Below are 23,530 nucleotides of genomic sequence, written 5' to 3' on the forward strand. Positions count from 1 at the left end.
GCGTCAGACTTCATCAGCCGCGTCTGACGCCAGCAGCCGGTCCCGGTGCCGGACGAGCTGCGCCTCAGGCGACGAGGCTGCGCAGCACCGAGGTGAACATGCCCAGGCCGTCAGTGCCGGTACGGGTTCCCGCACCGGGTTCGTCGGGTCCGTAGCCTGCCTCGACGGCGTGCTCGGGGTGGGGCATGAGGCCCACGACATTGCCTGCGGCGTTGGTGACGCCGGCGATGTCGTTGCGGGAACCGTTGGGGTTGGACTCGAAACCGGCCGGCCCGTGAGTCGCACCGGCGGCGTAGCGGAACACCACGCGGCCCTCGTCCTCGAGCTGGGCGAGCGTGTGCTCGTCGGCCACGTACTGGCCGTCCTGGTTCTTCAGCGGGACCCGGATGACCTGGTCCTGCTGGTAGTCGGAGGTCCACGCGGTGCGCGTGTTCTCGACCCGCAGCGGCTGGTCGCGGCAGATGAACGAGCGGTGAGCGTTCTTGATCATCGCGCCCGGGAGCAGGTGCGTCTCGCAGAGCACCTGGAAGCCGTTGCAGATGCCGAGCACCGGCATGCCGCCGTTGGCCGCATCGACGACCTTCTCCATCACCGGCGCGAAGCGGCTGATCGCCCCGGCGCGCAGGTAGTCGCCGTAGGAGAAGCCGCCGGGCAGCACGACCGCCTGGACGTCGGAGAGGCCGTCGTCGCCGTGCCACAGCGCGACCGGCTCGGCGCCGGCGATCCGCACGGCGCGCAGGGCATCGCGGTCATCCAGCGTGCCCGGGAAGGTCACCACACCGACGCGCATCAGGCCTGGCCCTCCGCGGCAGGGTCCTCGACTTCGAGGGCGATGACGTCCTCGATCACGGGGTTGGACAGCAAGGTGGTGGCGACTTCGCGGAGGGAGGCGAGCACCTCGTCGGTGACCTCGCCCTCGACCTCGAGCTCGAACCGCTTGCCCTGGCGCACGGAGCTGATGCCCTCGAAGCCCAGGCGGGGCAGGGCTGCGGCGACGGCCTTGCCCTGGGGGTCGAGGATCTCCGGCTTCGGCATGACATGGACCACGACGCGGGGCATGGGCGTTCTCCTGGAGGACGACGGCCGCGCTCGGGGGCGGGCCGGACGGGATGAATCTGCAGGGCGGGGCGGGAATGGATCCCGGGCTCACCGACGGATCGGTGCCGACGCCCCCATCGTACCGAGCCGTGGCCCGTCGGCGGGGCAGTGCCCACGCGAACCGGATCCGCCGGGGGTTCGAACCGGTTCCGCAGGAAACTCGAACCGGTTCCGCAGGGAGACCGAGCCGGATCTGCAGGGCATTGGCGTGGTGGTCCCGTGGTCGTACGGTGGGGGCACCCGATTCCGCAGACTCCGGAGGCAGCCATGAAGATCCGTCACCTCGTCCATTCCTGCCTGCTCGTCGAGATGGCCGGGCGGAGGGTTCTCGTGGACCCCGGCATCTTCAGCGGCGAGGCCGTGCGAACGCTGGGCACCGAGGTGCTCGCGGGCGTCGACGCCGTCGCCGTCACGCATCAGCATCCTGATCATCTCGACCGCGGCCTGCTGGACCACGTCCTGGCTGCGAGCGCGCAGGCGGTCGTGATCGCCGAGCCGGAGACGGCCGCGCAGCTCGCCGAGAGCAGCGAGGACGGCGCCGCGGTCTCGACCGAGCGCCTGCTGCCGCTCAGCGCGGGCGAGGCTCATGAGTTCCCAGCACTGGACGGTCGCGAGGCGCTGCGGATCGTCGCGGCAGGCGGTCAGCACGCCATCATCCATCCCGACATCCCGCGCGTGGGCAACGTGGGCCTCGTGCTCTCCGCCGGGGGCGGGCCGCAGCTCGGGATCACGGGGGATTCGTTGGAGCCCCTGCAGGAGTTCCACGGCATCGACGCCCTGGCCTTCGCCGTGGTGGCGCCGTGGTCCAAGATGTCCGAGACCATCGACTTCCTGCGCGCGGTGCGCCCGCGTCTGGCTCTGCCGGTCCACGATGCGGTGGCCAGCGAGGGCGGCCGGTCGATCTACCTGCGCCAGTCCGGTGCGCTCTCGCCCGAGGGCACCGAGGTGCGCGACTGGCCGGAGGACGGCGTCGTCGAGCTCTGAGCTCTGAGCTCTGAACGGAAGGTGCCGGTCCCGCCGTCCTGGCACCTGGTGGTCAGGGCCGAGGGCGTGTGAAGACGGGCGCTGCCGAGGCGCGCGCTTCGGCGACGGCTGCCCGCATCCGACCGCGCCAGACCGGTCCGTGACCGGGGACGAGGGTGTCGGCGTCGATCTGCGCGATGCTGCCCAGGGTGTCGTAGAGCCCGACCGGATCGTGGGCGGTCAGCGCCGGCAGCAGCTGCGGCCCGACGCGCGAGGTGACGGGATGCCCGGTGATCAGCGCGTCGCCGGTGAGCACGACGCCTGCCCTCGGCAGGTGGTAGATGGTGTGGCCCGAGGTGTGCCCGGGGCAGGCCAGGGCGACCGGGGCCCCCGGGAGATCCAGCGCCGTACCGGTCCTCACGGCCTGCGTCTGCGGCAGCCGGATCGAGGACAGCGCACCGGCGCGCAGGAGGGTGAGCGTCCAGAGCGCCGTGCGCGGCCGCCAGCACTGCGGCAGGACGTCCGCGGCCGTGGCCTGCTCATGGGCCTCGCCGCGGAGCATGGGCAGTTCGTGCTCATGGGCGTGGAGCGGGAATCGATGGATCTCCTGCAGCTGCGGGAGAGCGCCCACATGGTCGACATGGGCGTGAGTGATCAAGGCACCCCGGATGTCCTCCACCCTGTTCCCGATGTGCTCGACGGCGGCGATCACGGCGCCCAGATCCTTCGGATAGCCCGCATCGATCAGGGTGAGGTCACGGCCCTCTCGCACCAGCGTCCAGTTCGAGGCGATCCCCGAGACCATGAAGACATCGTCGGCAATGGCGTGGATCTGCATCTTTCCCACGATCCTTGTGCTCCCCTCCTGGAGTTCCGGCCCCGAAAGTATCAGCCGCGCGCGACCGCTCCAGGGCCCGGGCGACGGGTTCTGTGAACGTGGCCGTCGGTGAGCCCGCGGTCCCGTCTACAGTGGCCCCGTGCACGGGAGTCCGGTAGGCCGGGCTGAGAGGGAGTTCTCCAACTCCGACCGTAGAACCTGACCCGGATCATGCCGGCGCAGGAAGCTCCGCCGGGCGAGATCCGCCGCGTGCCCGTGCCCTTCGTGAAAGGCACGGACCATGACCTCAGCGTGTGTCGCATCCGTCGGCGCCCCGCCCGCAGTCCCGGAGAATCCCGCCGACCCCACTGATCCCGCCGATCCCGTCGACCCCATTGATCTCGCTGATTCCCCCGATCCCACGGCGACGCCGCTCGGGTTCGGCGTGGGCGCCCGGGTGACCGTCGCCGTGATGGCGGACGACTACGCGCCGCTCCTGCTCGACGTCCTCTCACGCCTCGACGGGACCGGCCTCGTGCGCGAGACCGGCGACGTCTCCACCTACATCGGCGGCCATGAGGTGCACCTGCAGCGCTATCTCATCGATCTCGCCGAGGATCTCGCCCGCACCGAGCACCACGCCACGATCTCCGTGCTCCTGTCCCGGGGATGCCCGGGGGAGGTGGCCTGCGAGCTGCCCGGCGGGGCCGGACCCCGTGCAACGGACGTGCCGGAGCCCCGCCGCACAGGCCGCTACGCCGCGGCGGAATGGGCTCTGTACCCGCTGGCCGATCAGGTGCTCGCCGATGGCACGCTCCCGGACCACATGCGGGACATCTACGCGGCGATCGATCACGCCCGCGAGCTGGGGACCTTCCGGGGCTCCGAGCACTTCGTGACCCGTCTCGAGGGCGACGTCGGCGACGTCCTGGCCACGGCGATCGCCGGATGGCTGCTGGTGGGACGCGGCGTCCAGCACGTGACGAGCCACCTCACGATCTCGCTGAACAGCCCCTCGCACGCGACGCGCACCCTGGACGCGACGCGCACCCTGGACGAGGTGACGCGATGACCGCGATGCAGGAAGCCCCGTCCCGGAGGCGCGCCCGCTTCACTCTGCGGGAGATCGTGCTGGTCGTCGTGCTCGGCGTCGTGTTCGGCTTCCTGTACTGGATCTTCGTCCAGGCATGGAACGGCCTTGCGATCGCCATGGGCCCCGCGGGCGATCTCGCCCAGCACGTCCTGTTCGGATCCTGGCTGCTCGTGGGGCCGATCGCCGTGGCGATCCTCCGGCGACCGGGCAGCGGCATCCTGGCGGAGCTGATCGCCGCGGTCGTCGAGGTGGTGTTCCTCGGCAGCCCGGTCGGCCCGCTGCTGGTGCTCTCGGCGCTGCTGCAGGGCATCGGCAGCGAGCTGCCCTTCGCCCTGACCAGGTACCGCCGTTTCGGCTGGGGCGTGTTCGCCGCGTCGGGCGCCCTCGGCGCCGGGCTCGTGTTCTTCTGGACCGCGTATCGGATGGGCTGGTACGGGCAGGATCTGCTCGAGCTGCGCCTGGGTGTGCAGGTGCTGTCGGGGATCGTGCTCGGCGGGCTGCTCGCGAGGACCATCGTCGGCGCCCTGCGGAGAACGGGCGTGCTCGACGACTTCGCGATCGGAGCCGCACCGCTCGACGCACAGGCAGCCGTGGAGCGTCGTGTCCGCTGAGACCGTCCACGGCGGGCCGAGGGGCGCGGCGGGCCCTGCCTCGAACCCCTCCGCCGCGCTCCTCAAGGCCGAGGAGCTCGAGGTGGTGCTGCCCTCGGGGGACGGGGTCGGGCCGTGGAGCGGCACCCTCGCGGCCGGGGACCACGTGCTGCTGCTCGGCCCGAGCGGCGCGGGGAAGTCGACGTTGCTGCGCACTCTCGCCGGCGCCGTCCCCTCGCATCAGCACGGCTGCGTCACCGGGAGCGTGCGCGTGGGCGGGATCGACCCGGTGGTCGACGGTGTGGTCACGACCTCACGCGTCGTCGGATATCTGGGACAGGACCCGGCCAGCGGGGTCTGCCTGCCCGATGTGGCCGACGACGTGGCCCTGCCGCTGGAGAACCGTCGCGTGCCGGCCGCGCAGATCGGGGAACGGGTGCACGGGGCGCTGATCGCCGCCGACGCCGGGGACCTCGTCGCGCGGAAGGCCTCGACACTCTCGGGCGGGCAGCTGCAGCGCGCCGCGCTCGCCGCGGTGCTCGCCGCCCGGCCCCGACTCCTCCTGCTCGACGAACCCACCGCGATGCTCGATGCCGACGGCATCGCCGCGGTGCGCCGGAGCATCCAGGCCGCCTTGCAGGACGGGGACGTCGCAGCGATCCTCGTCGAGCACCGCCTGGACGAGTGGGCGGGCGCCGACGGCCTCGCCGCCCTCCCTCCGCGCACGATCGCGCTGGATCGCTCCGGAAGGGTCCTCGCCGACGGGCCGACGAGCGAGGTGCTCCTCCAGCACGGGTCGGCGCTGCGCGCAGAGGGGTGCTGGCTTCCCCGCGACCTCGAGAGATCGCTCGAGAGAACCCTCGAGATGCCACTCGAGAGGTCGCACGAGAGGCCGCTCGAGGGGTCGCATGAGGGGCCGCTGCTCAGAGCCGACGGGGTCGCGCTCGGGTACGAGGGACACAGGCTGCTCGAGGGCGTCGACCTCGACGTACGAGCAGGCCAGGTGCTGGCGGTCGTCGGCCGCAACGGCGCCGGGAAGTCCACCCTGCTGTCCGCACTCGCGCGACTGGAGCCGCCGCTCGAGGGCACCGTCTCGGGTGCTGCAGCCGGGATGGTCTTCCAGCGTCCGGAGGCGCAGTTCATCAGCTCCACCGTCATCGGGGAGCTCCGGGCGTCCGGCGCGGGGGAGACCGAGGTGGACGAGATGCTGGAGCGGCTCGCGCTGGCGGACTGGTCCGGGGCGAGCCCGTTCCGACTCTCGGGCGGGCAGCAGCGGCGCCTCTCCCTCGGGGCGATGCTGCTCACCGGACGTCCGGTGCTCCTGGCCGACGAGCCCGGCTTCGGCCTGGACCGGGCGGCACAGGACACCGTCCTCGGGCTGCTGCGGGAGAGTGCGGCGAGCGGGCGCGGCGTGGTCATGGCCACCCATGATCTGAGGGCCGTCGAGCAGGCGGATGCCGTGGCGGTCCTCGCCGGCGGCAAGGTGCTGGGCCCGATGCCTCCGGCGCAGCTGCTGGAGGACACGGACCTGCTGCGTCGGGCCGGGCTCGTCGCGTCGCCCGCCCCGGAGACCAGCAGGACGAAGCGCGATGACGAGGTGGGGGCGGCGGACGCGGCCGTCCCCTCGGCCGTCCCCTCGGTCGTCCGCTCGGCCGAGACGTCGACAGACCCGTCGGCCGCGCCGCGCGCGTGGTTGTCCCGACGCAACCCGACCGTGCTGCTGGGCCTGCTCACGGCGCTGAGCCTCGTGTGTATCACCCTGACCGACCCGGTGCCGCTGGCCGTGCTGTACGTGCTGCTCTCGGTGGCGACGCTGGTCGGATGCCGGATCAGGCCGCTCGCGCTCCTGCGGGCGCAGGTGCCCTTCGTGGTGTTCGCCATGGGAGTGTTCGCGGTCAACGTGCTCAGCCGGCCCGGCCATGAGCCGTGGCCCGAGCTGCCGGTGCGGATCACGCAGGAGGGGATCGTCCTGGGGACGGCCCTCGCGCTGCGTGCTCTGGTGATCGGGCTCGGAGCGCTCGCGGTGGCCCGGGCCACGGATCCGCGTCGCACGATGGTGAGCCTGCAGCAGCACGCCCGCCTGCCGGCCCGGTACGCCTACGCCCTGCTGTCCGGCCGGAGGCTGCTGGACGACCTGCCGTCGCGCTGGGCGACGATCACGCGCGCCCACCGCGCGCGTCTTCCCGTCACGGACGCAGGCATCGTGAGCAGGCTCCGTCCCCGACACCTCGTGGCCTGCGCCTTCGCGCTGCTCGTCGACGCGATCCGGAGCGCTGAACGCCTCGCGTTCGCCCTCGAGTCCCGGGGGCTGGGTGAGGGGCCGCGCACGATCTGGCGACCGGTCCCGTGCGGACGAGCCGATCTGCTGCTCGTGGTGGCCGTGGCGATAGCCGTCGGCGCAGTCCTCGTGGTCTGCTGAGCGGCCGCTCCGAGGCCCGTGCGCATCGAAGCCCGTGCGCATCGGCTCGACGGGGCGGGCGCGCGACCTGCCGGGGCGACCGGGTGATCGTCGGGGCGGACCCGGTCAGAAGGACTGGCCGGTGAGCCGCTCGTAGGCCTGGATGTAGCGTGCCCGGGTCTGGTCGATGACCTCGGCGGGCAGCTCCGGCGGGGGAGTGTTGGAGCCCTTGTGCCAGCCCGATGCGCGGGACGTGAGCCAGTCCCGCACGAACTGCTTGTCCAGGCTGGGCTGGGTACGGCCCTCGACGTAGGTGTCCGCGGACCAGAAGCGGCTCGAATCGGGGGTCAGCACCTCGTCGCCGAGCATCAGGGTGCCGTCGACGCGCGAATGGCCGAACTCGAACTTCGTGTCGGCGAGCAGGATGCCGCGCTTCGCGGCGACCGTCCGCGCCTTCTCGTAGGCGGCGAGGGTGAGCTCCTCCAGGTCGTCCGTGAGCTCGGGCCCCAGCAGGTCGCGAGCCTGGGCCACGGTGATGTTCTCGTCGTGCTCGCCGGCCTCGGCCTTCGTCGACGGGGTGAAGATCGCGGGGTCCAGGCGCGAGGCGTCCACCAGGCCGCCGGGCAGCACATGGCCGCCGACGGAGCCGCCGGCGCGGTAGTCCGCCAGGCCCGACCCGGTGAGATAGCCGCGGGCGATGCACTCCAGGGGCACCATGTCCAGGCCGTGGCAGCGCAGTGCCCGCCCGGCGACCGCCTGCGGCACATCGCTCGCCGAGATCACATGGTTCGGGACGATGCCCGCGAGCTGCTCGAACCAGAACGTGCTGATCGCCGTGAGCACCCGCCCCTTGTCCGGGATGCCGGGCTGGAGGGAGTGGTCGTAGGCGCTGATGCGGTCCGTCGCGACCACGAGCACCTCGGTGGCGGCCGACGGGTCGGTGCCGGCGGGGACATACAGCTCGCGGACCTTCCCGGAGACGACATGGTCCCAGCCGGGCAGGTCGGGAGCCTCGATGAGTGGGGAGGTGGTGGTGATGCTCATGCGGTGACTCCGTCGTCAGGGGTGGACGCCGGGTGCGCGTCGGGGGTGTGCTGCGAGCTGGACGTCGCCTGCACGTCTCGAGCGTTGCGGGCTGCGGTGCGAGCGATGTCGTGGCGGTGCTGGCATCCCTCGAGGGCGATCGCCTCGGCACCCGCGAGGGCGAGGACGCGAGCATCCTCGAGGTCCTCGCCGGTCGCGACGACGGACAGCACCCGGCCGCCGCTGCTGAGCAGAGCACCGTCCTCGGTGCGGCGGGCCGTGCCGGCATGGATCACGTGCGTGCCGAGCATCTCGGCGGCTTCGATCCCGGCGATGACATCGCCCAGGCGCGCCGCTGCGGGATATCCGGCGCAGGCGACCACCACGGTCACGGCGGCGGCATCATGCCACTGCGGTGCCGGCGCAGTGCTCAGGTCACCCTGAGCGGCGGCGAGCAGCAACGGGGCGAAGGGGGAGGCTAGGCGCTCTAGCACGACCTGCGTCTCGGGATCGCCGAAGCGGGCGTTGAACTCGACCACGCGCATCCCGCGGGAGGTGATCGCCAGGCCGCAGTACAGCACCCCGACGAAGGGGATGCCGCGGGCGGCGAGCTCGTCGATCGTGGGCTGGGCGACCTTGCCGATGACCTCGTCGACCAGTCCCTCGGGCGCCCAGGGGAGCGGCGAGTAGGCACCCATGCCGCCGGTGTTCGGGCCCTCGTCGCCGTCCAGAGCCCGCTTGAAGTCCTGGGCCGGGGCGAGCGGGACCACGCGGGTCCCGTCGCTCACGCAGAACAGGGACACCTCGGGGCCGTCGAGGTACTCCTCGAGCACCACGGAGCCGCCGGCGGCCAGGACAGCATCGCCGTGGGCGAGAGCGACCTCTCTATCGGGGGTGACCACGACGCCCTTGCCGGCGGCGAGACCGTCGGCCTTCACCACGAACGGCACGTCGCCGAGCGGGTTCACGCGGTCCAGTCCCGCGCCGAGCTGGTCCCGCGCGGTCACGGTCACGGAGGCGGCGGTGGGCACGCCGGCCGCGGCCATGATCTCCTTCGCCCACGACTTCGAGCCCTCCAGGACCGCGGCGGCGGCCGACGGTCCGAACACGGCGAAGCCCGCTTCCCGCAGTCGGTCGGCGCTGCCCGCGACCAGCGGGGCCTCGGGGCCGACGACGACGAGATCGGGGGTCAGCTCCTGGGCGAGCCGTACCTGGCCGTCGAGGTCGTCGACGGAGACGTCGTGGCAGGTGGCGAGCTGCGCGATCCCGGGATTGCCGGGAGCGGCATGGAGCTCAGGGGCGGGGCGGTCGGCGGCGAGACGACGAATGATCGCGTGCTCGCGGCCTCCGGAACCGATGACGAGGATCTTCACGCGGTCAGGGTACCGAGCGGGCCCCGGTCGCCGGAGAAGTGCCCGCACTCCGGCATTCCGGGACGTCGGTGCCCTCCAGCACCAGTACTCGGAGAGTGATCCATCGCAGTCCCCGCTCGCCGCCACGGACCCCCGAGCGCTCACGGCTACGATCAGGGCCATGCCTGCTGTTCCCCCGGACCTTGCCGCTTCCGCGACCCCGGCGGATCCCGCGACCCCGATGGATCTCGCGACACCGATGGATCTCGCGACTCCGGTGGAGTGGACCGTCCCGGCGGGGGCCGATGACCTGGTGACCCGACGGCGCGCCGATCCGGCGACGACAGCGAGATTGCGGCTCGACCTCTCCTATGACGGCACCGCGTACCACGGCTGGGCCGCGCAGCCGGGGCATCCCACCGTCGAGGGCGAGCTCGAGAAGGCCCTGGCGCAGATCGCCCGCGTGCCGCTGCGCGTGACCGTCGCCGGCCGCACCGACTCCGGCGTCCATGCCCGCGGCCAGGTCTGCCATCTCGACGTGCCGCGGTCGATCCTCGCCACGTTGCCGGGACGTTCGGACCGTCGGCCCGAGGACGCGCTCGTGACGCGGCTCGCAGGAGTGCTTCCTCGCGACATCGTCGTGCACGTCGCCCGCGAGGTCCCGCTGGACTTCGATGCCCGCTTCGGGGCCCTGTGGCGCCGGTATCGGTATCGGCTCTCCGACAGCCCGGCCACGCATGACCCGCTGCGCCGGGACGTGCTGCGCCACCGCCGTCCGCTGGACGTCGAGGCGATGAACAGCGCCAGCCGCACCCTGCTGGGTGAGCACGACTTCCTCTCCTTCTGCCGCCCGCGCGAGGGGGCGACGACCATCCGCACGCTGCGGGAGCTGAGCTGGGAGCGCCCGGGCGCAGGGCGCGCCGACGAAGGACTGATCGTCGCGACCGTCGTCGCGGACGCCTTCTGCCATCACATGGTGCGCTCCCTGGTGGGCGCGATGATCGGCGTGGGGGAGGGGCGGCGCGGCATCGACTGGCCCGCCGGCGTCCTCACGGCACGCACCCGGGACGCGGCGACCCGCGACGGCACCGGGTCCGCCCCGATCTGCCCGCCCCAGGGCCTCACGCTCGACCACGTGGCCTACCCGCCCGACGAGGAGCTCGCCGCGCGCGCCGCGATCGCACGGGCCCGACGGGTCTGAGCGCGCAGCGGGGCCATGCCGCGCGAGCCGGGCGGGAGCCGGAGATCACACCCCGTCGGCCCTCGCCGCGTTGACGCTGGCTCCGTGCGGGAACTATTGTTAGCGGTCGTTGTGCCTCGATGTGTGCCCAACCCGCAGCCGTTCTCTCACGTCCGGCGCGTCAGGGCATCTCACACACATCCAGGACCGCCGTCGCATAGTCAGCGGAGCGGTCCGGGTGCAGCAACAGGGCCATGCTTTTACCCGAAGGAAGCGTGCCCACGGTCCATCGAACCGTGCCTGGTCGGCGATCTGCCGCCCGGGCACCACGACGAGAGAAGAAGGCACGAGTGCGTACGTTCACCCCGAAGCCCGGCGATGTCGAGCGTTCCTGGTACGTCATTGACGCAAACGATGTCGTCCTCGGCCGGCTCGCTTCCCAGGCTGCACAGCTCCTCCGCGGAAAGCACAAGCCGGTCTTCGCACCCCACGTGGATGCAGGCGACTTCGTAATCATCATCAACGCTGACAAGGTCGCCCTGACCGGCAACAAGCGGGACGCCAAGCTGGCCTACCGCCACTCCGGTTACCCCGGCGGCCTCCGGAGCGTCCCTTACTCCGAGCTGCTCGAGAAGAACCCCGAGCGCGCCGTGGAGAAGGCCATCCGAGGCATGCTCCCCAAGAACAAGCTTGCTGATCAGCAGATCAAGAAGCTGAAGATCTACTCGGGTTCCGAGCACCCCCACACCGCTCAGCAGCCCGTCCCCTTCACCATTGATCAGGTGGCGCAGTAAGCGGGTGCCCCGCCACTCCGCCCTGCCGCACGGACGAACCAAGGAGAACCGTGACTGAGACCACCACCCCCGATACCACCGAGAACCTCGAGGCCGTGACCGACGAGTCCGCACCCTCGAGCTTCACCACCGAGTCGACCGGCGAGTCCGCCGTCGGCGGCGGCCAGTCGGCGATCGAGCCGGGCTACGGCACCGGCCGTCGCAAGCAGGCCATCGCCCGCGTCCGCCTGGTCCCCGGCTCCGGCCAGTGGACCATCAATGGCCGCGCCATCGATGACTACTTCCCGAACAAGCTGCACCAGCAGGAGATCAACGACCCGTTCACGGCTCTCGATCTTCAGGGACGCTTCGACGTGTGGGTCCGCCTCCACGGCGGCGGCCCGTCCGGACAGGCCGGCGCCGTGCGCCTCGGTGTGTCCCGCGCGCTGAACCAGATCGACGAGGAGGCCAACCGCGCCACCCTCAAGAAGGCCGGCTTCCTCAAGCGCGACCCGCGCATCATCGAGCGCAAGAAGGCTGGTCTGAAGAAGGCCCGCAAGGCTCCGCAGTACTCCAAGCGCTGATCGGTCACGGGGCACTGCTCCGCACCGCTGCTGCGTGACGCACGATGCCCTCGACCTCCGGGTCGGGGGCATCGTCGCGTTCGGCGGGCGTGCAGACGGGCGTCCTCGCCACGACCGACGAGGGATGAGCGCCCGGTAGGCTCCCGCCATGGAGCCGATGCCGCGTCGCTGGTGGGAGGGGCCGTTCGATGTCGAGCGCCTGGCCTGGTCCGCTGTCACTGCAGCCCGTGACGCCGCCGGGGAGCTCGCCGTCGCTCGTGGTCTCGACCTCGCGATCGACACCACGCCGGAGCTCGTCGCCGCCTCCTTCGCCGCTGTCGATCACCTCCGGGTCGACGGCCGGGCGCCTGCCGCCTGGGCGGAGCTGTCCGGCTTCGTCGCGGCGCGGGACGGCTGGGTGCGTCTGCACGGCAACTACCCTCACCACGCCGCCGTGATCCGCTCCGTCCTCGGGATCGAGGATCGTGCCGCCCTGGAGCGCGAGAGCGCCCGACGCGACGCCGCCGAGATCGAGGAGCGGATCACTGCCGCCGGCGGCATCGCGATGGCCGTGCGCACCCGCGAGGAGTGGCAGCGGCACCCGCAGTCCCGGGCGATGGCGGACATCCCCTGGGCGGAGGTCACGGACCGTGGGGAGCGACCTGCTCTCGGACGGATCGGCGGCGTGAGCGCGGCGGGCGGGGAGGTCGCCGTCGGCCGGGGACCGGTCTCGCCCGGCTTGCTGCGCGGCGTGCGGGTGCTCGACCTGACGCGCGTGATCGCGGGGCCGACGGGGTCCCAGCTGCTCGCCGCCCTCGGGGCCGACGTGCTGCGCATCGATCCGCCGCATCGCCCCGAGATCCTGGACCAGCACCTGTCCACCGGGATGGGCAAACGCTCGGCCGCGGTGGACCTGCGAGAGAACTCCGAGCAGGTGCGGACTCTCGCCGCCGGGGCCGACGTGGTCCTCGACGGCTACCGACCCGGAGCGCTGGCCGCGCACGGGCTCGGCACCGAGGACCTCGAGGTGCTCGCCCCCACCGCCGTCCTCGTCTCCCTCTCGGCCTGGGGTGAGATCGGGCCCTGGGGGAACCGGCCCGGCTTCGACTCCATCGTGCAGGCCGCCACCGGGATCGCCGACACCTGCGGCGCGGACGGGCGGCCCGGCGCACTGCCGGTCCAGGCTCTCGACCACGCCACCGGGCACTTCCTGGCAGCGCAGGTGCTGACCGCCCTGGCTCGGTCCCGGGCCGCGACGATCCACCTCAGCCTGCTCGGCGCCGCTCGCACGCTGCTCGAGGCTCCGAAGCCCCCTGCTGAGAGGGCGGCGGAGCTGGCCGTCCCGCTCGTGGCCACGACGTCGGGCGCGCTGCGGCTCGACGCCGTGCCGCCGCCGCTGCGGATCGACGGATCCACCCTCGAGCTGCCCGTCGGCGTCTACGCCGCCTCGCCGCTCGCCTGGAAGGACGAGGTCAGCTGAGCAGCTCCCGGATGTCCTCGGCCGTGACGGCGGAGCGGAACGCCTCCCCGCCGTCGGTGAAGGCATCGAACAGCTCCGCCTTGCGCTGCTGCAGCGCCAGCACCTTCTCCTCGATCGTGTCCTCGGCGACCATCCGGTACACCATGACCTGGCGGTCCTGGCCGATCCGGTGCGCACGGTCCACGGCCTGCGCCTCCGCGGCGGGGTTCCACCACGGGTCCAGCAGGAACACGTAGTCCGCCTCGGTCAGGGTCAGGCCGAACCCGCCCGCCTTCAGGGAGATGAGGAAGACGGGGGCGTCGCCCTCGCGGAACCCGGACACGGCACCGTCGCGATCCCGGGTCGAACCGTCCAGATGCGCATAGCCGACGCCGCGCGCGGAGAGCTCCGTCGCGACCCGATCCAGGTAGGAGGTGAACTGGCTGAACAGCAGCACCCGATGGCCGTCCCCGACCACCTCCTCGAGCCGGTCGAACAGAGCCTCGAGCTTCGAGCTGGGCACGTCGGCGTAGGCCTCCGCATCCACCAACGACGGATCGATCGCCATCATCCGCAGCAGGGTCAAGGAACGGAACACGACGAACCGCTGCCGATCCAGGTCCGTCTCGATGAGGCCGAGAACCTTCTTGCGCTCGCGCTGGAGCACCGAGTCGTAGACGGCACGGTGCTCCTGGCCCAGCGTCACCGTCAGCACCTCCTCGTGCTTCGGCGGCAGCTCGGTGGCGACGAGCTCCTTGGTGCGCCGCAGCAGGAACGGACGCACGCGCCGGCGCAGCAGCTCCATGCGGTCCGGATGCTCGCCGGTCTCGATCGGCATCGTGTACCGCTGCCGGAAGCCGTTCGCTCCGCCCAGCAGCCCGGGGGCCACCAGGTCGAAGATCGACCACAGATCGTCCAGGGAGTTCTCCATCGGAGTGCCGGTGATCGCCAGGCGGAATTCGGCGCGTATGCCCTTGGCGGCCCGGTGGGAGCGGGAGCGGCGGTTCTTCACGAACTGCGCCTCGTCGAGCACGAAGCCCTGGAAGGCCTGCCCGGCGAAGACCTCCTCGTCGATCCGCAGCACCGCATAGCTGGTCACCACCACGTCCGCGCCCGAGATCTGGGTGGACAGATCCGTGGATCGTTTGGCGCTCGTGCGGTCCAGCATCCTCACGTCCAGGGACGGCGTGAAGCGGGCCGCCTCACGCCGCCACACCGGCAGCACGGAGGACGGCGCGACCACCAGGAACGGCGGCGCATCCGGCCCGACGGACGCCCGGGCATGGGCGATCAGCGCGAGTGTCTGGATCGTCTTGCCCAGGCCCATGTCATCGGCCAGCACACCGCCCAGCCGGAGCGAGAACAGTGCGGCGAGCCAGGCGAACCCGTCGTGCTGATAGGGGCGCAGGTCCGCATCCAGCGCGGCCGGGAGGGCGGGCGCCGCGGTGCGCGGCAGCTGCGCCAGGCGGCCGACGGTGCGATCCCAGTCGGCGCTCTCGTCGACCTCGTCCGCCATCTCCTCGAGGTCGTTCCACATCTCGACCTGGAACCGGCTGATGCGCTGTCGCTCCGGCTCCCATTCCGCGAGGGCCTCGCCCTCGCGGATCAGCTCGCGCAGGGTGTCGAAGGCCGGATGGTCGAGGGAGAAGTACGTCTTGTCCGGCATCAGGAGCGTGCTGCGGCCCCGGGCGAGCGCGATGAAGAGCGACGGGAAGGGGATCGAACGACCCTCGATCGTGATCTCGAAGCCGAGGTCGAACCAATCATGCTTCCCCGGCGAGGCCCGCTGGGTGACCCGTACCTTCGGGGCGCCGTCGAGCTCGCGGTACTCATGGCGGGTGCCGACCACCTCGGTCTCGACATGGTCCATCGCATCGAGCTCGTCGAGCACGTGCTCGGAGAAGAGGGCGGTATCGGGCCCGCTGAGCAGATCGGGGGACTCGGAGCCCGCCGTCGGCCACAGCGTCATGGCGGCCGCGATCACCTCGTCCTCGTGCGCCACGTCGCGGTGCGCGCCCTGGCGCTGATCGATCGGGAGGATCCGGTCGGGGTCGTGGTAGTGCCACGACCAGCGCAACGTGAGCCGGTCACCGGAGGCGTAGGACGCCGTGAGCCGCAGGGTGGGCCGACGGGCCGCCGGCAGGGGGACGCTGCCGTCGAGGCTGGTCACGGTGGTGCGGGAGCGCAGCTGCGGATAGGCGACCTCGAGGAACGCCGTCCTGTCCGCAGCGGGGACGCGCAGCGGGTGGCGGCGCTGGAGCAGCGTGCGCAGCGCCCGCGGGACGGGGCTCCCGAGCGGGGCGATGCGGGCGGCGAGGGCATCGGGACCGTGCGGTTCGACGTCGAGCACCCCGGCCGCCCCCAGCAGCCGGGCACCGGGCGCCCGCTCTCCCTCGAGGTCGATGCGGGGACGCACCTCGAGATCCTGGGACTCGTCGGCCACCTGCAGGTCCAGGCCGGCATCGGCGCTGCCGAGCAGGGTGATCGAGGTCAGCCCCGAGCCGGGGAGGAACTCGATGCCGGCGTCGCGAGCATGGACCAGCGACTGCCACAGCAGCGGCGAGGTGATCGTGTTCACCCACAGGTGGTCGATCGCACCGCTGGAGTAGGAGCGCTCGGTCGACGCCGAGGCGAAGACCCGCGAGAGAGCCTCGGCCTGCACGGCGTCGTACTCGCGCCCCAGCAGCCGCCCTTCGAAGCTGCGCCAGGAGAGGTCGCCCTTGATCCAGGTCCCCTTGCGGCCACGGGTGAGCGGGCGCAGCCCCAGCCACAGGTCGGCCCCGGATTCGAGGTCGGCCGCGGTGGCGGGCTCCCGGCTCTGGCGGGATGCCCCCGTACCCGTGGCGCCGGCCTCGAGATCGAAGCGGATCGCCAGCGGCCGTGGAGCCGTCTGCGCCGCTCCCGCAGCGCTCGAGGTGCCGGAGCCCTCCGACGCGTCCGAGATGCTCGAGCTCGCGGAGGTCAGCAGGGGGCGCAGCACGCTGCGCCATTCTGCGGGGGGAGCGGATTTCTCGGCGCGGTCACCGAGGTCGTTGAGGCGGTACAGCATCGCGGCGACGTGTTCGCAGCTGCCCTCGGACGGGCAGCTGCACTGCGATCCGCGCGGCCGCCAGAGCCCTCCGGGGGCCGACGGCAGGAAGCGCCGTGAGACGGAATCCTCCGCGTACTCGTCCAGCAGCGCCTGCGACCGCTGCACCGTGCCGACGTCGTCGGTGACCGTCGCCGTGACCATCGAGGTGTCGGGGTCCCAGGCGAGGCCCTCGACCCTGCCGGCCCGCGCGCGGTGCAGTCCGCGCCCGGCGGACCGGTCACCGACGTGGTGACTGATGGCCGAGGGCAGCAGACGGGGGAGGAGGACAGGATCAGGCATAGCTACCAAAGTATCGTCGACAGCCCACCGGTGACGGGTCGAGGTCCCCTCAGCGGGTAGTCTCACAGCGAAAGTCCGGGCCGGAGCGCGCCATTCGTGGCCCCGTCAGGACGATGCAACCCCTTCTCATGAGGAGAACCCTGTGGCACGACTGTTCGGAACCGATGGAGTGCGCGGACGCGCGAACGGCGACATCACCGCAGAGCTCGCGGTCGAGCTCTCCGTGGGTGCGGCCCACGTCCTGGGCACGCTGGGCGCCTTCAACGGCTCCCGACCGCGCGCCATCGTCGCCCGCGATCCGCGCCCCTCCGGCGACTTCCTGTCGGCCGCCGTGTGCGCCGGGCTCGCCTCCGCCGGGGTCGACGTGCAGGACGCGGGCCTGCTGCCCACCCCGGGCCTCGCGTTCCTCGTGCAGTCCACCGGGGCGGACCTCGGTGTGATGATCTCCGCCTCCCACAACCCCCACCCGGACAACGGCATCAAGTTCTTCGCCCGCGGCGGCACCAAGCTGCCCGACGAGGTCGAGGACGCCATCGAAGCGCGCCTGGGGGAGCAGTGGGAGCGCCCGCAGGGGACCGACGTCGGCACCATCACGCCCTACGAGGGCGCGATCGACGCGTACGTCGAGCACCTCGTGGGCACCCTGGACCGCTCCCTCGAGGGCCTCACCGTCGTCGCCGACTGCGCCAACGGTGCCGCGAGCGTCACCGGACCGCTGGCCCTGAGCCGTGCCGGTGCGACCGTGCACGTGATCGGCGACCGCAGTGATGGCGGACTCATCAACGATGGCGTCGGCTCCACGCACCTCGGTCCGCTCCAGGACGCCGTGCGCACCCACGGCGCCGACATCGGCGTGGCGTTCGACGGCGATGCGGACCGCTGCCTCGCGGTCGACGCGAACGGCGACATCATCGACGGCGACCAGATCATGGGCATCCTCGCGCTCGACCTCAAGGAGCGCGGTCGCCTGCACGAGGACACCCTCGTGGTCACCGTGATGAGCAACCTCGGTCTCAAGCTGGCCATGCGCGAGCACGGCATCCACCTCGGCCAGACCGGGGTCGGGGACCGGTACGTGCTCGAGGAGATGAACCTCGGCGGGTTCTCGATCGGCGGCGAGCAGTCCGGCCACGTGATCATCGCCGAGCACGCCACCACCGGCGACGGCGAGCTCACCGCCCTGCACCTGCTGCAGCGGATGGCCGAGACCGGCCGCACCTCCCGCGAGCTCGCCGACGTCATGACCCGCCTCCCGCAGGCCCTGATCAATGTGAAGAACGTCGACAAGGCCAAGGCCACCATCGACCGCGGGGTCGCCGACGCGATCGAGGCCGCCGAGCGCGAGCTGGGGGAGACCGGCCGTGTGCTGCTGCGGCCCTCCGGCACCGAGCCCGTCGTGCGCGTCATGGTCGAGGCGCCGTCCGACGAGACCGCGTCCGCGATCGCCGAGCGCCTCGCCACCGTGGTCCGTGAGCGCGTAGGTCTCTGACCCGGAGCGCCGGTTGCCGACCCCGGAGCGCTGGTCCCTGACCCGGAGCGCCGGCCTCTGACATCGATTCCCCGGAAACGTGCCCTCAGCGGTACGTTTCCGGGGTTTCGTCGTCCCGGGACTGCTGCAGCTCCTCACGAGTCCCTCGAAACGTCCCGTCAGCGGTACGTTTCGAGGGACTCGGTGGGTTCTTCCCCGAGCAGGAGACCTTGGGCTTGGGCTCGGGCTCGGGACCCTGGGCTCGGGGACTGAGCTCGGGGACTGCGCCCGGCTCCGGTCCCGGGCGAGGTGCGCGTCAGACCTTGCGCAGCAGCACGGAGTGCACGCGGTGCTGGCCGTCCTTGCGCAGCACGAGGTCGGCGCGGCCGCGGTTGGGCAGCACGTTCTCGGTGAGGTTGGGGCCGTTGATGGTGCGCCAGATCCTCTGCGCGGTCTGCACGGCCTCGTCGTCGGTGAGGTCGGCGTAGCGGCGGAAGTACGACCGCGGGTCGGAGAAGGCGGTGCGTCGCAGCTGCAGGAACCGTTCCACGTACCAGCGCTGCACGTCCTCGACGCGGCCGTCGACGTAGATCGAGAAGTCGAAGAAGTCCGAGACCGCCATGCCCAGCCGGCCGTCGCGACGGGGGCGGGCGGGCTGCAGCACGTTGAGCCCTTCGAGGATGAGCACGTCGGGCTGCTCGACGACGACCTTCTCGTCCTTCAGGATGTCGTAGGTCAGGTGCGAGTACACGGGCGCCTCGACCCGGTCCTGCCCGGACTTCACATCGGAGACGAAGCGCAGCAGTTTGCGACGGTCGTAGCTCTCGGGGAAGCCCTTGCGGTGCATGATCCCGCGGGACTCGAGCTCCGCGTTGGGGAGCAGGAACCCGTCGGTCGTCACGAGCTGCACGCGCGGCGTCTCGGGCCAGCGGGCCATCAGCTCGCGCAGCAGACGCGCCGTGGTCGACTTGCCGACGGCCACGGACCCGGCCACGCCGATGATGTACGGGGTGCGCTGCTGGGGCTGGGCGAGGAAGCCCTCCCGGTCGCGCCGCAGGCTCTGCGCCGCCGCGACCTGGATGTTGAGCAGCCGGGAGATCGGCCGGTACACCGCGTCGACCTCCTGCAGGTCGATCCGGTCGCCGAGGCCGCGCAGGCGCACGACGTCGTCCTCGGAGAGGGGGAGGGGGGTCTGTTGTGACAGCCGGGCCCAGTCATCCCGCGGGATCTCCTCGAACGGGGTGACGGTGCTCGACGCTGAAGCGGCCTTCATGGCGCTGATTGTTCCAGCACCGCGGGCCGAATCCCGCCACCGGGCTGTCAGATGAGACCCGTGCGACGTCCAGCGGCGCGTCCTATCGGCCCCGAATGTCCCGTCCGGGACCCTGCGAGGGACCCGTGCGCGAATGTGACCGGCCGTGCGCACGTTCCGGCAGGCCCGTGCACGGGACCCCGCCACAGTGAGGAACGACTCCCACGGATTCCGCCTCCGGGACGAGATCCACGGCGGGGATCACTAGCGTGAGCGGCATGTGTGGAATCGTCGGATATGCAGGCCCGCAGGCCAAGGCCCCCTCCTCCCGTCCCGTGGACGTCGCCCTCCAGGGTCTGGCCCGTCTCGAGTACCGCGGCTATGACTCCGCGGGAGTCGCCGTGATCGATGATGGCTCGGTGCGCGTCACCAAGCGCGCCGGCAAGCTCGCGAACCTCCGTGCCGCCCTCGAGGGCGACACCGAGACGACCGGGCGCGTCGCGATCGCCCACACCCGCTGGGCCACGCACGGCGGCCCGACCGACACCAACGCCCACCCGCACCTCGGCGGCCGTGAGGGCGAGATCGCCGTCGTGCACAACGGCATCATCGAGAACTTCGCGCACCTGCGCGCCGAGCTCGAGGCCGACGGATACCTCTTCGCCTCCGAGACCGACTCCGAGGCCGCCGCGCACCTGGTGGCCCGCGAGATGGAGACCGCCGGTGACCTCACCGAGGCGATGCGCCGCGCGGCAGCCTCCCTCGAAGGCGCCTTCACCCTGCTCGCCGTGCACCGCGACGCCCCCGACACGGTGGTCGCCGCCCGCCGCAACTCCCCGCTGGTCGTGGGACTGGGCGAGGGCGAGAACTTCCTGGGCTCCGACGTCGCCGCGTTCGTGGATTCCACCAAGGAAGCCCTGGAGATCGGTCAGGACCAGGTCGTCACCGTCACCGCGGACGACGTGCGCATCATCGACTTCGAGGGCCACGAGGTCACCGACGCCAAGCGTTACACGATCGAGTGGGACGCCGCGGCCGCGCAGAAGGGCGGCTACCCGTCCTTCATGGCCAAGGAGATCCACGAACAGGCCAGCGCCGTGGCCGACACCCTGCTGGGCCGCCTCGAGGACGGGGCGCTCCAGCTGGACGAGATGGACATCGACCCCTCCGTGCTGCGCAGCGTCGACAAGATCGTCGTGGTCGCCTGCGGCACCGCCGCGAACGCCGGCGCGGTGGCGAAGTACGCCATCGAGCACTGGTGCCGCATCCCCACCGAGGTCGAGCTCGCCCACGAGTTCCGCTACCGCGACCCGGTCGTCACCGAGAAGACCCTCGTGGTCGCGATCTCGCAGTCCGGCGAGACCATGGACACCCTGATGGCCGTGCGCCACGCCCGCGAGCAGGGTGCCAAGGTCATCGCCATCTGCAACACCCGCGGCTCCACGATCCCGCGCGAGTCCGATGCGGCGCTGTACCTGCACGTGGGCCCGGAGATCGCCGTCGCCTCGACCAAGGCGTACCTGGGCCAGATCGCCGCCTGCTACCTGCTGGGCCTGTTCCTGGCCCAGGTGCGCGGCAACCTCTACCCCGACGAGATCGCCGCACTGATGGGCGACCTCGAACAGATCCCCGAGCAGATCCAGCAGGTGCTGGACAGCTCCGCGCAGGTCGAGAAGCTCGCCCAGGACATGAAGGACGCCACCAGCGTGCTCTTCCTGGGCCGCCATGTGGGCTACCCGACCGCCATGGAGGGCGCGCTCAAGCTCAAGGAGATCGCCTACATCCACGCCGAGGGTTTCGCCGCCGGCGAGCTCAAGCACGGGCCGATCGCCCTGGTCGAGGAGGGACAGCCGGTGTTCGTCATCGTGCCCTCGCCCAACGGTCGCCACTCCCTGCACTCCAAGGTCGTCTCCAACATCCAGGAGGTGCGCGCCCGCGGCGCCCGCACCCTGGTGATCGCCGAGGAGGGCGACGACGCAGTGCTCCCGTACGCCGACGAAGTGATCAGGGTGCCCGCGACCCGCACCCTGTTCGCCGCGCTGCTGACCGTGATCCCGCTGCAGATCTTCTCCTGCGAGCTCGCCACGGCGAAGGGCCTGGACGTGGACCAGCCGCGCAACCTGGCGAAGTCCGTCACCGTCGAATGAGCGTTTGACCTGCACCTCCGCACGCACCCGGGTCAGGGTGTGATACTGCGGGGATGAGCAGCATTCCCACCGCGACCACGGCGCCCGGCCCCGAGGACAGCTTCGGAGGTCGGGCGTTCGCGCCTGCGGACGACGGCACCGTGGTGGGGGTGGGCATCGACGTCGTGGACATCTCCCGGCTCGCGGGGATGATCGACCGCACTCCGGCCCTGCTCGAGCGCCTGTTCACGCCGGGGGAGCGGGGTCTCTCCGACGCCTCGCGGGCCGCGCGGGTCGCCGCGAAGGAAGCCGTCGGCAAGGCGCTGGGCGCCCCCGGGGACTTCTCCTGGCAGGACGTGACCGTGCAGAAGACGCCGACGCGCCGCCCTTATCTGCAGCTGCGCGGGGCGACGCTGCGGGCCGCCGAGCTCGCCGGGGTGCGCCACCTGCATCTCTCGCTCTCGCACGACGGGGACATCGCCACCGCGATCGTGGTCGCCGAACGGGAGGGCCGATGATCAGCGCCTACACCGCCGAGGACATCCGCGCCGCGGAGCGCCCGCTGCTCGAGGAGGGCCAGCCGCTCATGCAGCGCGCCGCCCGCGCCCTGGCCGGCCACGTCGCGAAGCGGATGCGCACGCCGGAGGCGCCGCACGTCCTCGTGCTGGCCGGCAGCGGCGCGAACGGCGGCGATGCCCTGCACGCGGCGGCGATCCTGCGCGGCGAGGGCATCACGGCCGACGCGATCTCCACCGCCGAGTCGCTCCATGAGCAGGGCGCTGCCGCACTGCGTGCCGCCGACGGAATGATCCATCCCCTGGCGCAGCTCGCCCCCGAGGACCTCGGGGCCCTGCTCACCGAGGCGGACCTCGTGCTGGATGCGATCGTCGGCATCGGCGGGCGTCCCGAGATCCCCGTCGGGCTCGTCCCGCTGCTGGAGGCGGTCTCCGCAGCCGGCGTCCCCGTGCTCGCCGTCGACCTTCCCAGCTTCGTCGACGCGACCACCGGCCAGGCCGCTCCCGGCGCCCTCGCGGCCCAGGAGACGGTCACCTTCGGAGCGCTCAAGGCAGGCCTGCTGCTGCCCGGAGGCGCCGAGCTCGCCGGGCGCATCCACCCCGTCGACCTCGGACTGGAGGAGCACCTGCCCCCGGCTCCCGCGGTCCGTCGGCTCGAGAACGACGACGTGCGTGCCCTCTGGCCCCACCCCGGGCGTGACGCGACCAAGTACTCCCGCGGCGTGGTCGCCCTCGCCGCGGGCAGCGTCCGCTTCCCCGGAGCGGCGGTGCTCGCGACCTCCGGTGCCGCCCGTGCCGGCGCCGGCATGGTCCGCTGCCTGGCCCCGCAGGCCGTCCTCGATCTCGTGCTGCGTGCGCGCCCCGAGATCGTCGGCCACCGGACCGACACCGTCGACCTCGAGGAGATCGGGCGCACGCACGCGCTCGTCGTCGGCCCCGGGCTCCCGGGTGAGGATCCTCGCACCCGCACCGGCGTGGCCCTGCTCGCCGACGGCGGGGACCTCGACCGCGGCGTGATCGATGCCGGCGGGCTCGAGGCGATCACGCCACAGCAGCATTTCGGTCCGGACGTTGTCCTCACCCCGCACCGCGGAGAGGCCGACCGGCTCTCCGAGCGGTTCGGCCTGGACACCCACCTCCCCGGGCCCGCTCTGGCGACCGCGCTCGCGGGACGGACCGGGGCGACCGTCCTGCTCAAGGGCGCGATCACGCTGATCGCCCCGGGGGACGGAGCTCCTCTTCGCAGCCAGGACGACGCGACGGCGCAGCTCGCCACGGCGGGCACCGGCGACGTGCTCGCCGGCGTGCTGGGCACCCTTCTCGCCGCCGGTCTGAACGGACCCGATGCCGCCGCGCTCGCCGCGATCCTGCATGGCAGAGCGGGCCGACTCGCCTCCCTCGACGGGCGCCTGCCGCTCGTCGCCCTCGACGTCGCCGATCACCTGCCCCGTGCTCTCGGGGATATCCTGGCGGACGCCCTGTCGTGATCC

At 71.9% G+C, this 23,530-nt stretch carries 19 protein-coding genes and 1 riboswitch; of the genes, 12 read left to right on the forward strand and 7 right to left on the reverse strand.

Annotated elements, in window-relative coordinates; all coding sequences use genetic code 11:
- Positions 1-64: 64 nt before the first annotated feature.
- Together purQ and purS are read right to left on the reverse strand one after the other, a co-directional pair.
- The gene (gene purQ, locus ACT3UL_RS10045; protein ID WP_444578093.1) at positions 65-790 is read right to left on the reverse strand and encodes a phosphoribosylformylglycinamidine synthase subunit PurQ; all 726 of its coding nucleotides are present in this window, start codon (positions 788-790) and stop codon (positions 65-67) included.
- Positions 790-1,059, reverse strand: coding sequence for a phosphoribosylformylglycinamidine synthase subunit PurS (gene purS / locus ACT3UL_RS10050; RefSeq protein WP_444578094.1), 270 nt, complete (start codon positions 1,057-1,059; stop codon positions 790-792). The genes purQ and purS overlap by 1 nt, the downstream gene beginning before the upstream one ends.
- Positions 1,060-1,365: 306 nt before the next feature.
- Here purS and ACT3UL_RS10055 point away from each other — a divergent pair, with 306 nt between their 5' ends.
- Entirely contained in the window at positions 1,366-2,082 is a 717-nt protein-coding gene (locus tag ACT3UL_RS10055; protein ID WP_444578095.1) for an MBL fold metallo-hydrolase, read from the forward strand.
- A gap of 52 nt (positions 2,083-2,134) precedes the next feature.
- Here the strand turns inward: ACT3UL_RS10055 and ACT3UL_RS10060 are convergent, their stop codons facing one another.
- Entirely contained in the window at positions 2,135-2,899 is a 765-nt protein-coding gene (locus ACT3UL_RS10060; RefSeq protein WP_444578096.1) for an MBL fold metallo-hydrolase, read from the reverse strand.
- A 133-nt stretch (positions 2,900-3,032) separates the two neighbouring features.
- A riboswitch (TPP riboswitch) is annotated at positions 3,033-3,141 on the forward strand.
- A 38-nt stretch (positions 3,142-3,179) separates the two neighbouring features.
- On the opposite strand from ACT3UL_RS10060, the gene ACT3UL_RS10065 reads away from it, so the two are divergent.
- Genes ACT3UL_RS10065 through ACT3UL_RS10075 form a run of 3 tightly spaced genes read left to right on the forward strand, consistent with a single transcriptional unit; the run spans position 3,180 to position 6,980 of the window.
- Positions 3,180-3,950, forward strand: a complete 771-nt coding sequence (locus tag ACT3UL_RS10065; RefSeq protein ID WP_444578097.1) for a YkoF family thiamine/hydroxymethylpyrimidine-binding protein — start codon at positions 3,180-3,182, stop codon at positions 3,948-3,950.
- On the forward strand, positions 3,947-4,582 hold the full coding sequence (locus tag ACT3UL_RS10070) for an ECF transporter S component (RefSeq protein ID WP_444578098.1): 636 nt from the start codon (positions 3,947-3,949) through the stop codon (positions 4,580-4,582). The genes ACT3UL_RS10065 and ACT3UL_RS10070 overlap by 4 nt, the downstream gene beginning before the upstream one ends.
- Positions 4,572-6,980 carry an ATP-binding cassette domain-containing protein gene (locus ACT3UL_RS10075; protein WP_444578099.1) on the forward strand — a complete coding sequence of 803 codons (2,409 nt, stop codon included), beginning with the start codon at positions 4,572-4,574 and terminating at the stop codon, positions 6,978-6,980. The genes ACT3UL_RS10070 and ACT3UL_RS10075 overlap by 11 nt, the downstream gene beginning before the upstream one ends.
- Positions 6,981-7,085: 105 nt before the next feature.
- Here the strand turns inward: ACT3UL_RS10075 and ACT3UL_RS10080 are convergent, their stop codons facing one another.
- Together ACT3UL_RS10080 and purD are read right to left on the reverse strand one after the other, a co-directional pair.
- Complete coding sequence (locus tag ACT3UL_RS10080) at positions 7,086-8,003, reverse strand: phosphoribosylaminoimidazolesuccinocarboxamide synthase (RefSeq protein ID WP_444578100.1); 918 nt, start codon at positions 8,001-8,003, stop codon at positions 7,086-7,088.
- Complete coding sequence (purD, locus tag ACT3UL_RS10085; RefSeq protein ID WP_444578101.1) at positions 8,000-9,355, reverse strand: phosphoribosylamine--glycine ligase; 1,356 nt, start codon at positions 9,353-9,355, stop codon at positions 8,000-8,002. The genes ACT3UL_RS10080 and purD overlap by 4 nt, the downstream gene beginning before the upstream one ends.
- Positions 9,356-9,515: 160 nt before the next feature.
- Between purD and truA the strand changes: the two genes are divergently transcribed.
- The 4 genes from truA to ACT3UL_RS10105 all read left to right on the forward strand — a co-directional run bounded on the left by truA (position 9,516) and on the right by ACT3UL_RS10105 (position 13,330).
- A complete protein-coding gene (gene truA / locus ACT3UL_RS10090) occupies positions 9,516-10,535 on the forward strand; it encodes a tRNA pseudouridine(38-40) synthase TruA (protein ID WP_444578102.1) in 1,020 nt (339 codons plus the stop codon).
- A 329-nt stretch (positions 10,536-10,864) separates the two neighbouring features.
- A complete protein-coding gene (gene rplM / locus ACT3UL_RS10095) occupies positions 10,865-11,308 on the forward strand; it encodes a 50S ribosomal protein L13 (protein ID WP_444578103.1) in 444 nt (147 codons plus the stop codon).
- Between the two features lie 50 nt (positions 11,309-11,358).
- Complete coding sequence (gene rpsI, locus ACT3UL_RS10100) at positions 11,359-11,871, forward strand: 30S ribosomal protein S9 (protein WP_444578104.1); 513 nt, start codon at positions 11,359-11,361, stop codon at positions 11,869-11,871.
- 148 nt (positions 11,872-12,019) lie between these two features.
- The gene (locus tag ACT3UL_RS10105; protein ID WP_444578106.1) at positions 12,020-13,330 is read left to right on the forward strand and encodes a CoA transferase; all 1,311 of its coding nucleotides are present in this window, start codon (positions 12,020-12,022) and stop codon (positions 13,328-13,330) included.
- Here the strand turns inward: ACT3UL_RS10105 and ACT3UL_RS10110 are convergent.
- On the reverse strand, positions 13,323-16,679 hold the full coding sequence (locus ACT3UL_RS10110) for an SNF2-related protein (RefSeq protein ID WP_444578107.1): 3,357 nt from the start codon (positions 16,677-16,679) through the stop codon (positions 13,323-13,325). The two genes, ACT3UL_RS10105 and ACT3UL_RS10110, sit on opposite strands and share 8 nt — an antisense overlap.
- 142 nt (positions 16,680-16,821) lie before the next feature.
- Between ACT3UL_RS10110 and glmM the strand changes: the two genes are divergently transcribed.
- The gene (glmM, locus tag ACT3UL_RS10115) at positions 16,822-18,168 is read left to right on the forward strand and encodes a phosphoglucosamine mutase (protein WP_444578108.1); all 1,347 of its coding nucleotides are present in this window, start codon (positions 16,822-16,824) and stop codon (positions 18,166-18,168) included.
- 295 nt (positions 18,169-18,463) lie between these two features.
- On the opposite strand, the gene coaA is transcribed toward glmM, so the two are convergent.
- Positions 18,464-19,420, reverse strand: a complete 957-nt coding sequence (gene coaA, locus ACT3UL_RS10120; RefSeq protein WP_444578110.1) for a type I pantothenate kinase — start codon at positions 19,418-19,420, stop codon at positions 18,464-18,466.
- 257 nt (positions 19,421-19,677) lie between these two features.
- On the opposite strand from coaA, the gene glmS reads away from it, so the two are divergent.
- The 3 genes from glmS to ACT3UL_RS10135 are packed head-to-tail and all read left to right on the forward strand — an operon-like array spanning position 19,678 to position 23,527.
- Positions 19,678-21,546, forward strand: coding sequence for a glutamine--fructose-6-phosphate transaminase (isomerizing) (gene glmS / locus ACT3UL_RS10125; protein WP_444578112.1), 1,869 nt, complete (start codon positions 19,678-19,680; stop codon positions 21,544-21,546).
- A 53-nt stretch (positions 21,547-21,599) separates the two neighbouring features.
- Entirely contained in the window at positions 21,600-22,043 is a 444-nt protein-coding gene (locus ACT3UL_RS10130; RefSeq protein ID WP_444578113.1) for a holo-ACP synthase, read from the forward strand.
- Complete coding sequence (locus tag ACT3UL_RS10135; RefSeq protein ID WP_444578114.1) at positions 22,040-23,527, forward strand: NAD(P)H-hydrate dehydratase; 1,488 nt, start codon at positions 22,040-22,042, stop codon at positions 23,525-23,527. Before ACT3UL_RS10130 ends, ACT3UL_RS10135 begins: the two co-directional genes overlap by 4 nt.
- Positions 23,528-23,530: the final 3 nt, after the last annotated feature.

This window comes from Brachybacterium sp. 107 (assembly GCF_052379725.1).
In the GTDB taxonomy this organism is placed as follows: Bacteria; Actinomycetota; Actinomycetes; order Actinomycetales; family Dermabacteraceae; genus Brachybacterium.

Excerpts from the sequence above, each read along its gene's own strand:
- ACT3UL_RS10080 (WP_444578100.1), bottom strand. The coding sequence starts at position 8,003 with ATGAGCATCACCACCACCTCCCCACTCATCGAGGCTCCCGACCTGCCC.
- purQ (WP_444578093.1), bottom strand. The coding sequence starts at position 790 with ATGCGCGTCGGTGTGGTGACCTTCCCGGGCACGCTGGATGACCGCGAT.
- truA (WP_444578102.1), top strand. The coding sequence starts at position 9,516 with ATGCCTGCTGTTCCCCCGGACCTTGCCGCTTCCGCGACCCCGGCGGAT.
- ACT3UL_RS10060 (WP_444578096.1), bottom strand. The coding sequence starts at position 2,899 with ATGCAGATCCACGCCATTGCCGACGATGTCTTCATGGTCTCGGGGATC.
- ACT3UL_RS10055 (WP_444578095.1), top strand. The coding sequence starts at position 1,366 with ATGAAGATCCGTCACCTCGTCCATTCCTGCCTGCTCGTCGAGATGGCC.
- glmS (WP_444578112.1), top strand. The coding sequence starts at position 19,678 with ATGTGTGGAATCGTCGGATATGCAGGCCCGCAGGCCAAGGCCCCCTCC.
- ACT3UL_RS10135 (WP_444578114.1), top strand. The coding sequence starts at position 22,040 with ATGATCAGCGCCTACACCGCCGAGGACATCCGCGCCGCGGAGCGCCCG.
- ACT3UL_RS10070 (WP_444578098.1), top strand. The coding sequence starts at position 3,947 with ATGACCGCGATGCAGGAAGCCCCGTCCCGGAGGCGCGCCCGCTTCACT.
- ACT3UL_RS10065 (WP_444578097.1), top strand. The coding sequence starts at position 3,180 with ATGACCTCAGCGTGTGTCGCATCCGTCGGCGCCCCGCCCGCAGTCCCG.
- purS (WP_444578094.1), bottom strand. The coding sequence starts at position 1,059 with ATGCCCCGCGTCGTGGTCCATGTCATGCCGAAGCCGGAGATCCTCGAC.
- ACT3UL_RS10130 (WP_444578113.1), top strand. The coding sequence starts at position 21,600 with ATGAGCAGCATTCCCACCGCGACCACGGCGCCCGGCCCCGAGGACAGC.
- coaA (WP_444578110.1), bottom strand. The coding sequence starts at position 19,420 with ATGAAGGCCGCTTCAGCGTCGAGCACCGTCACCCCGTTCGAGGAGATC.
- ACT3UL_RS10105 (WP_444578106.1), top strand. The coding sequence starts at position 12,020 with ATGGAGCCGATGCCGCGTCGCTGGTGGGAGGGGCCGTTCGATGTCGAG.
- ACT3UL_RS10110 (WP_444578107.1), bottom strand. The coding sequence starts at position 16,679 with ATGCCTGATCCTGTCCTCCTCCCCCGTCTGCTGCCCTCGGCCATCAGT.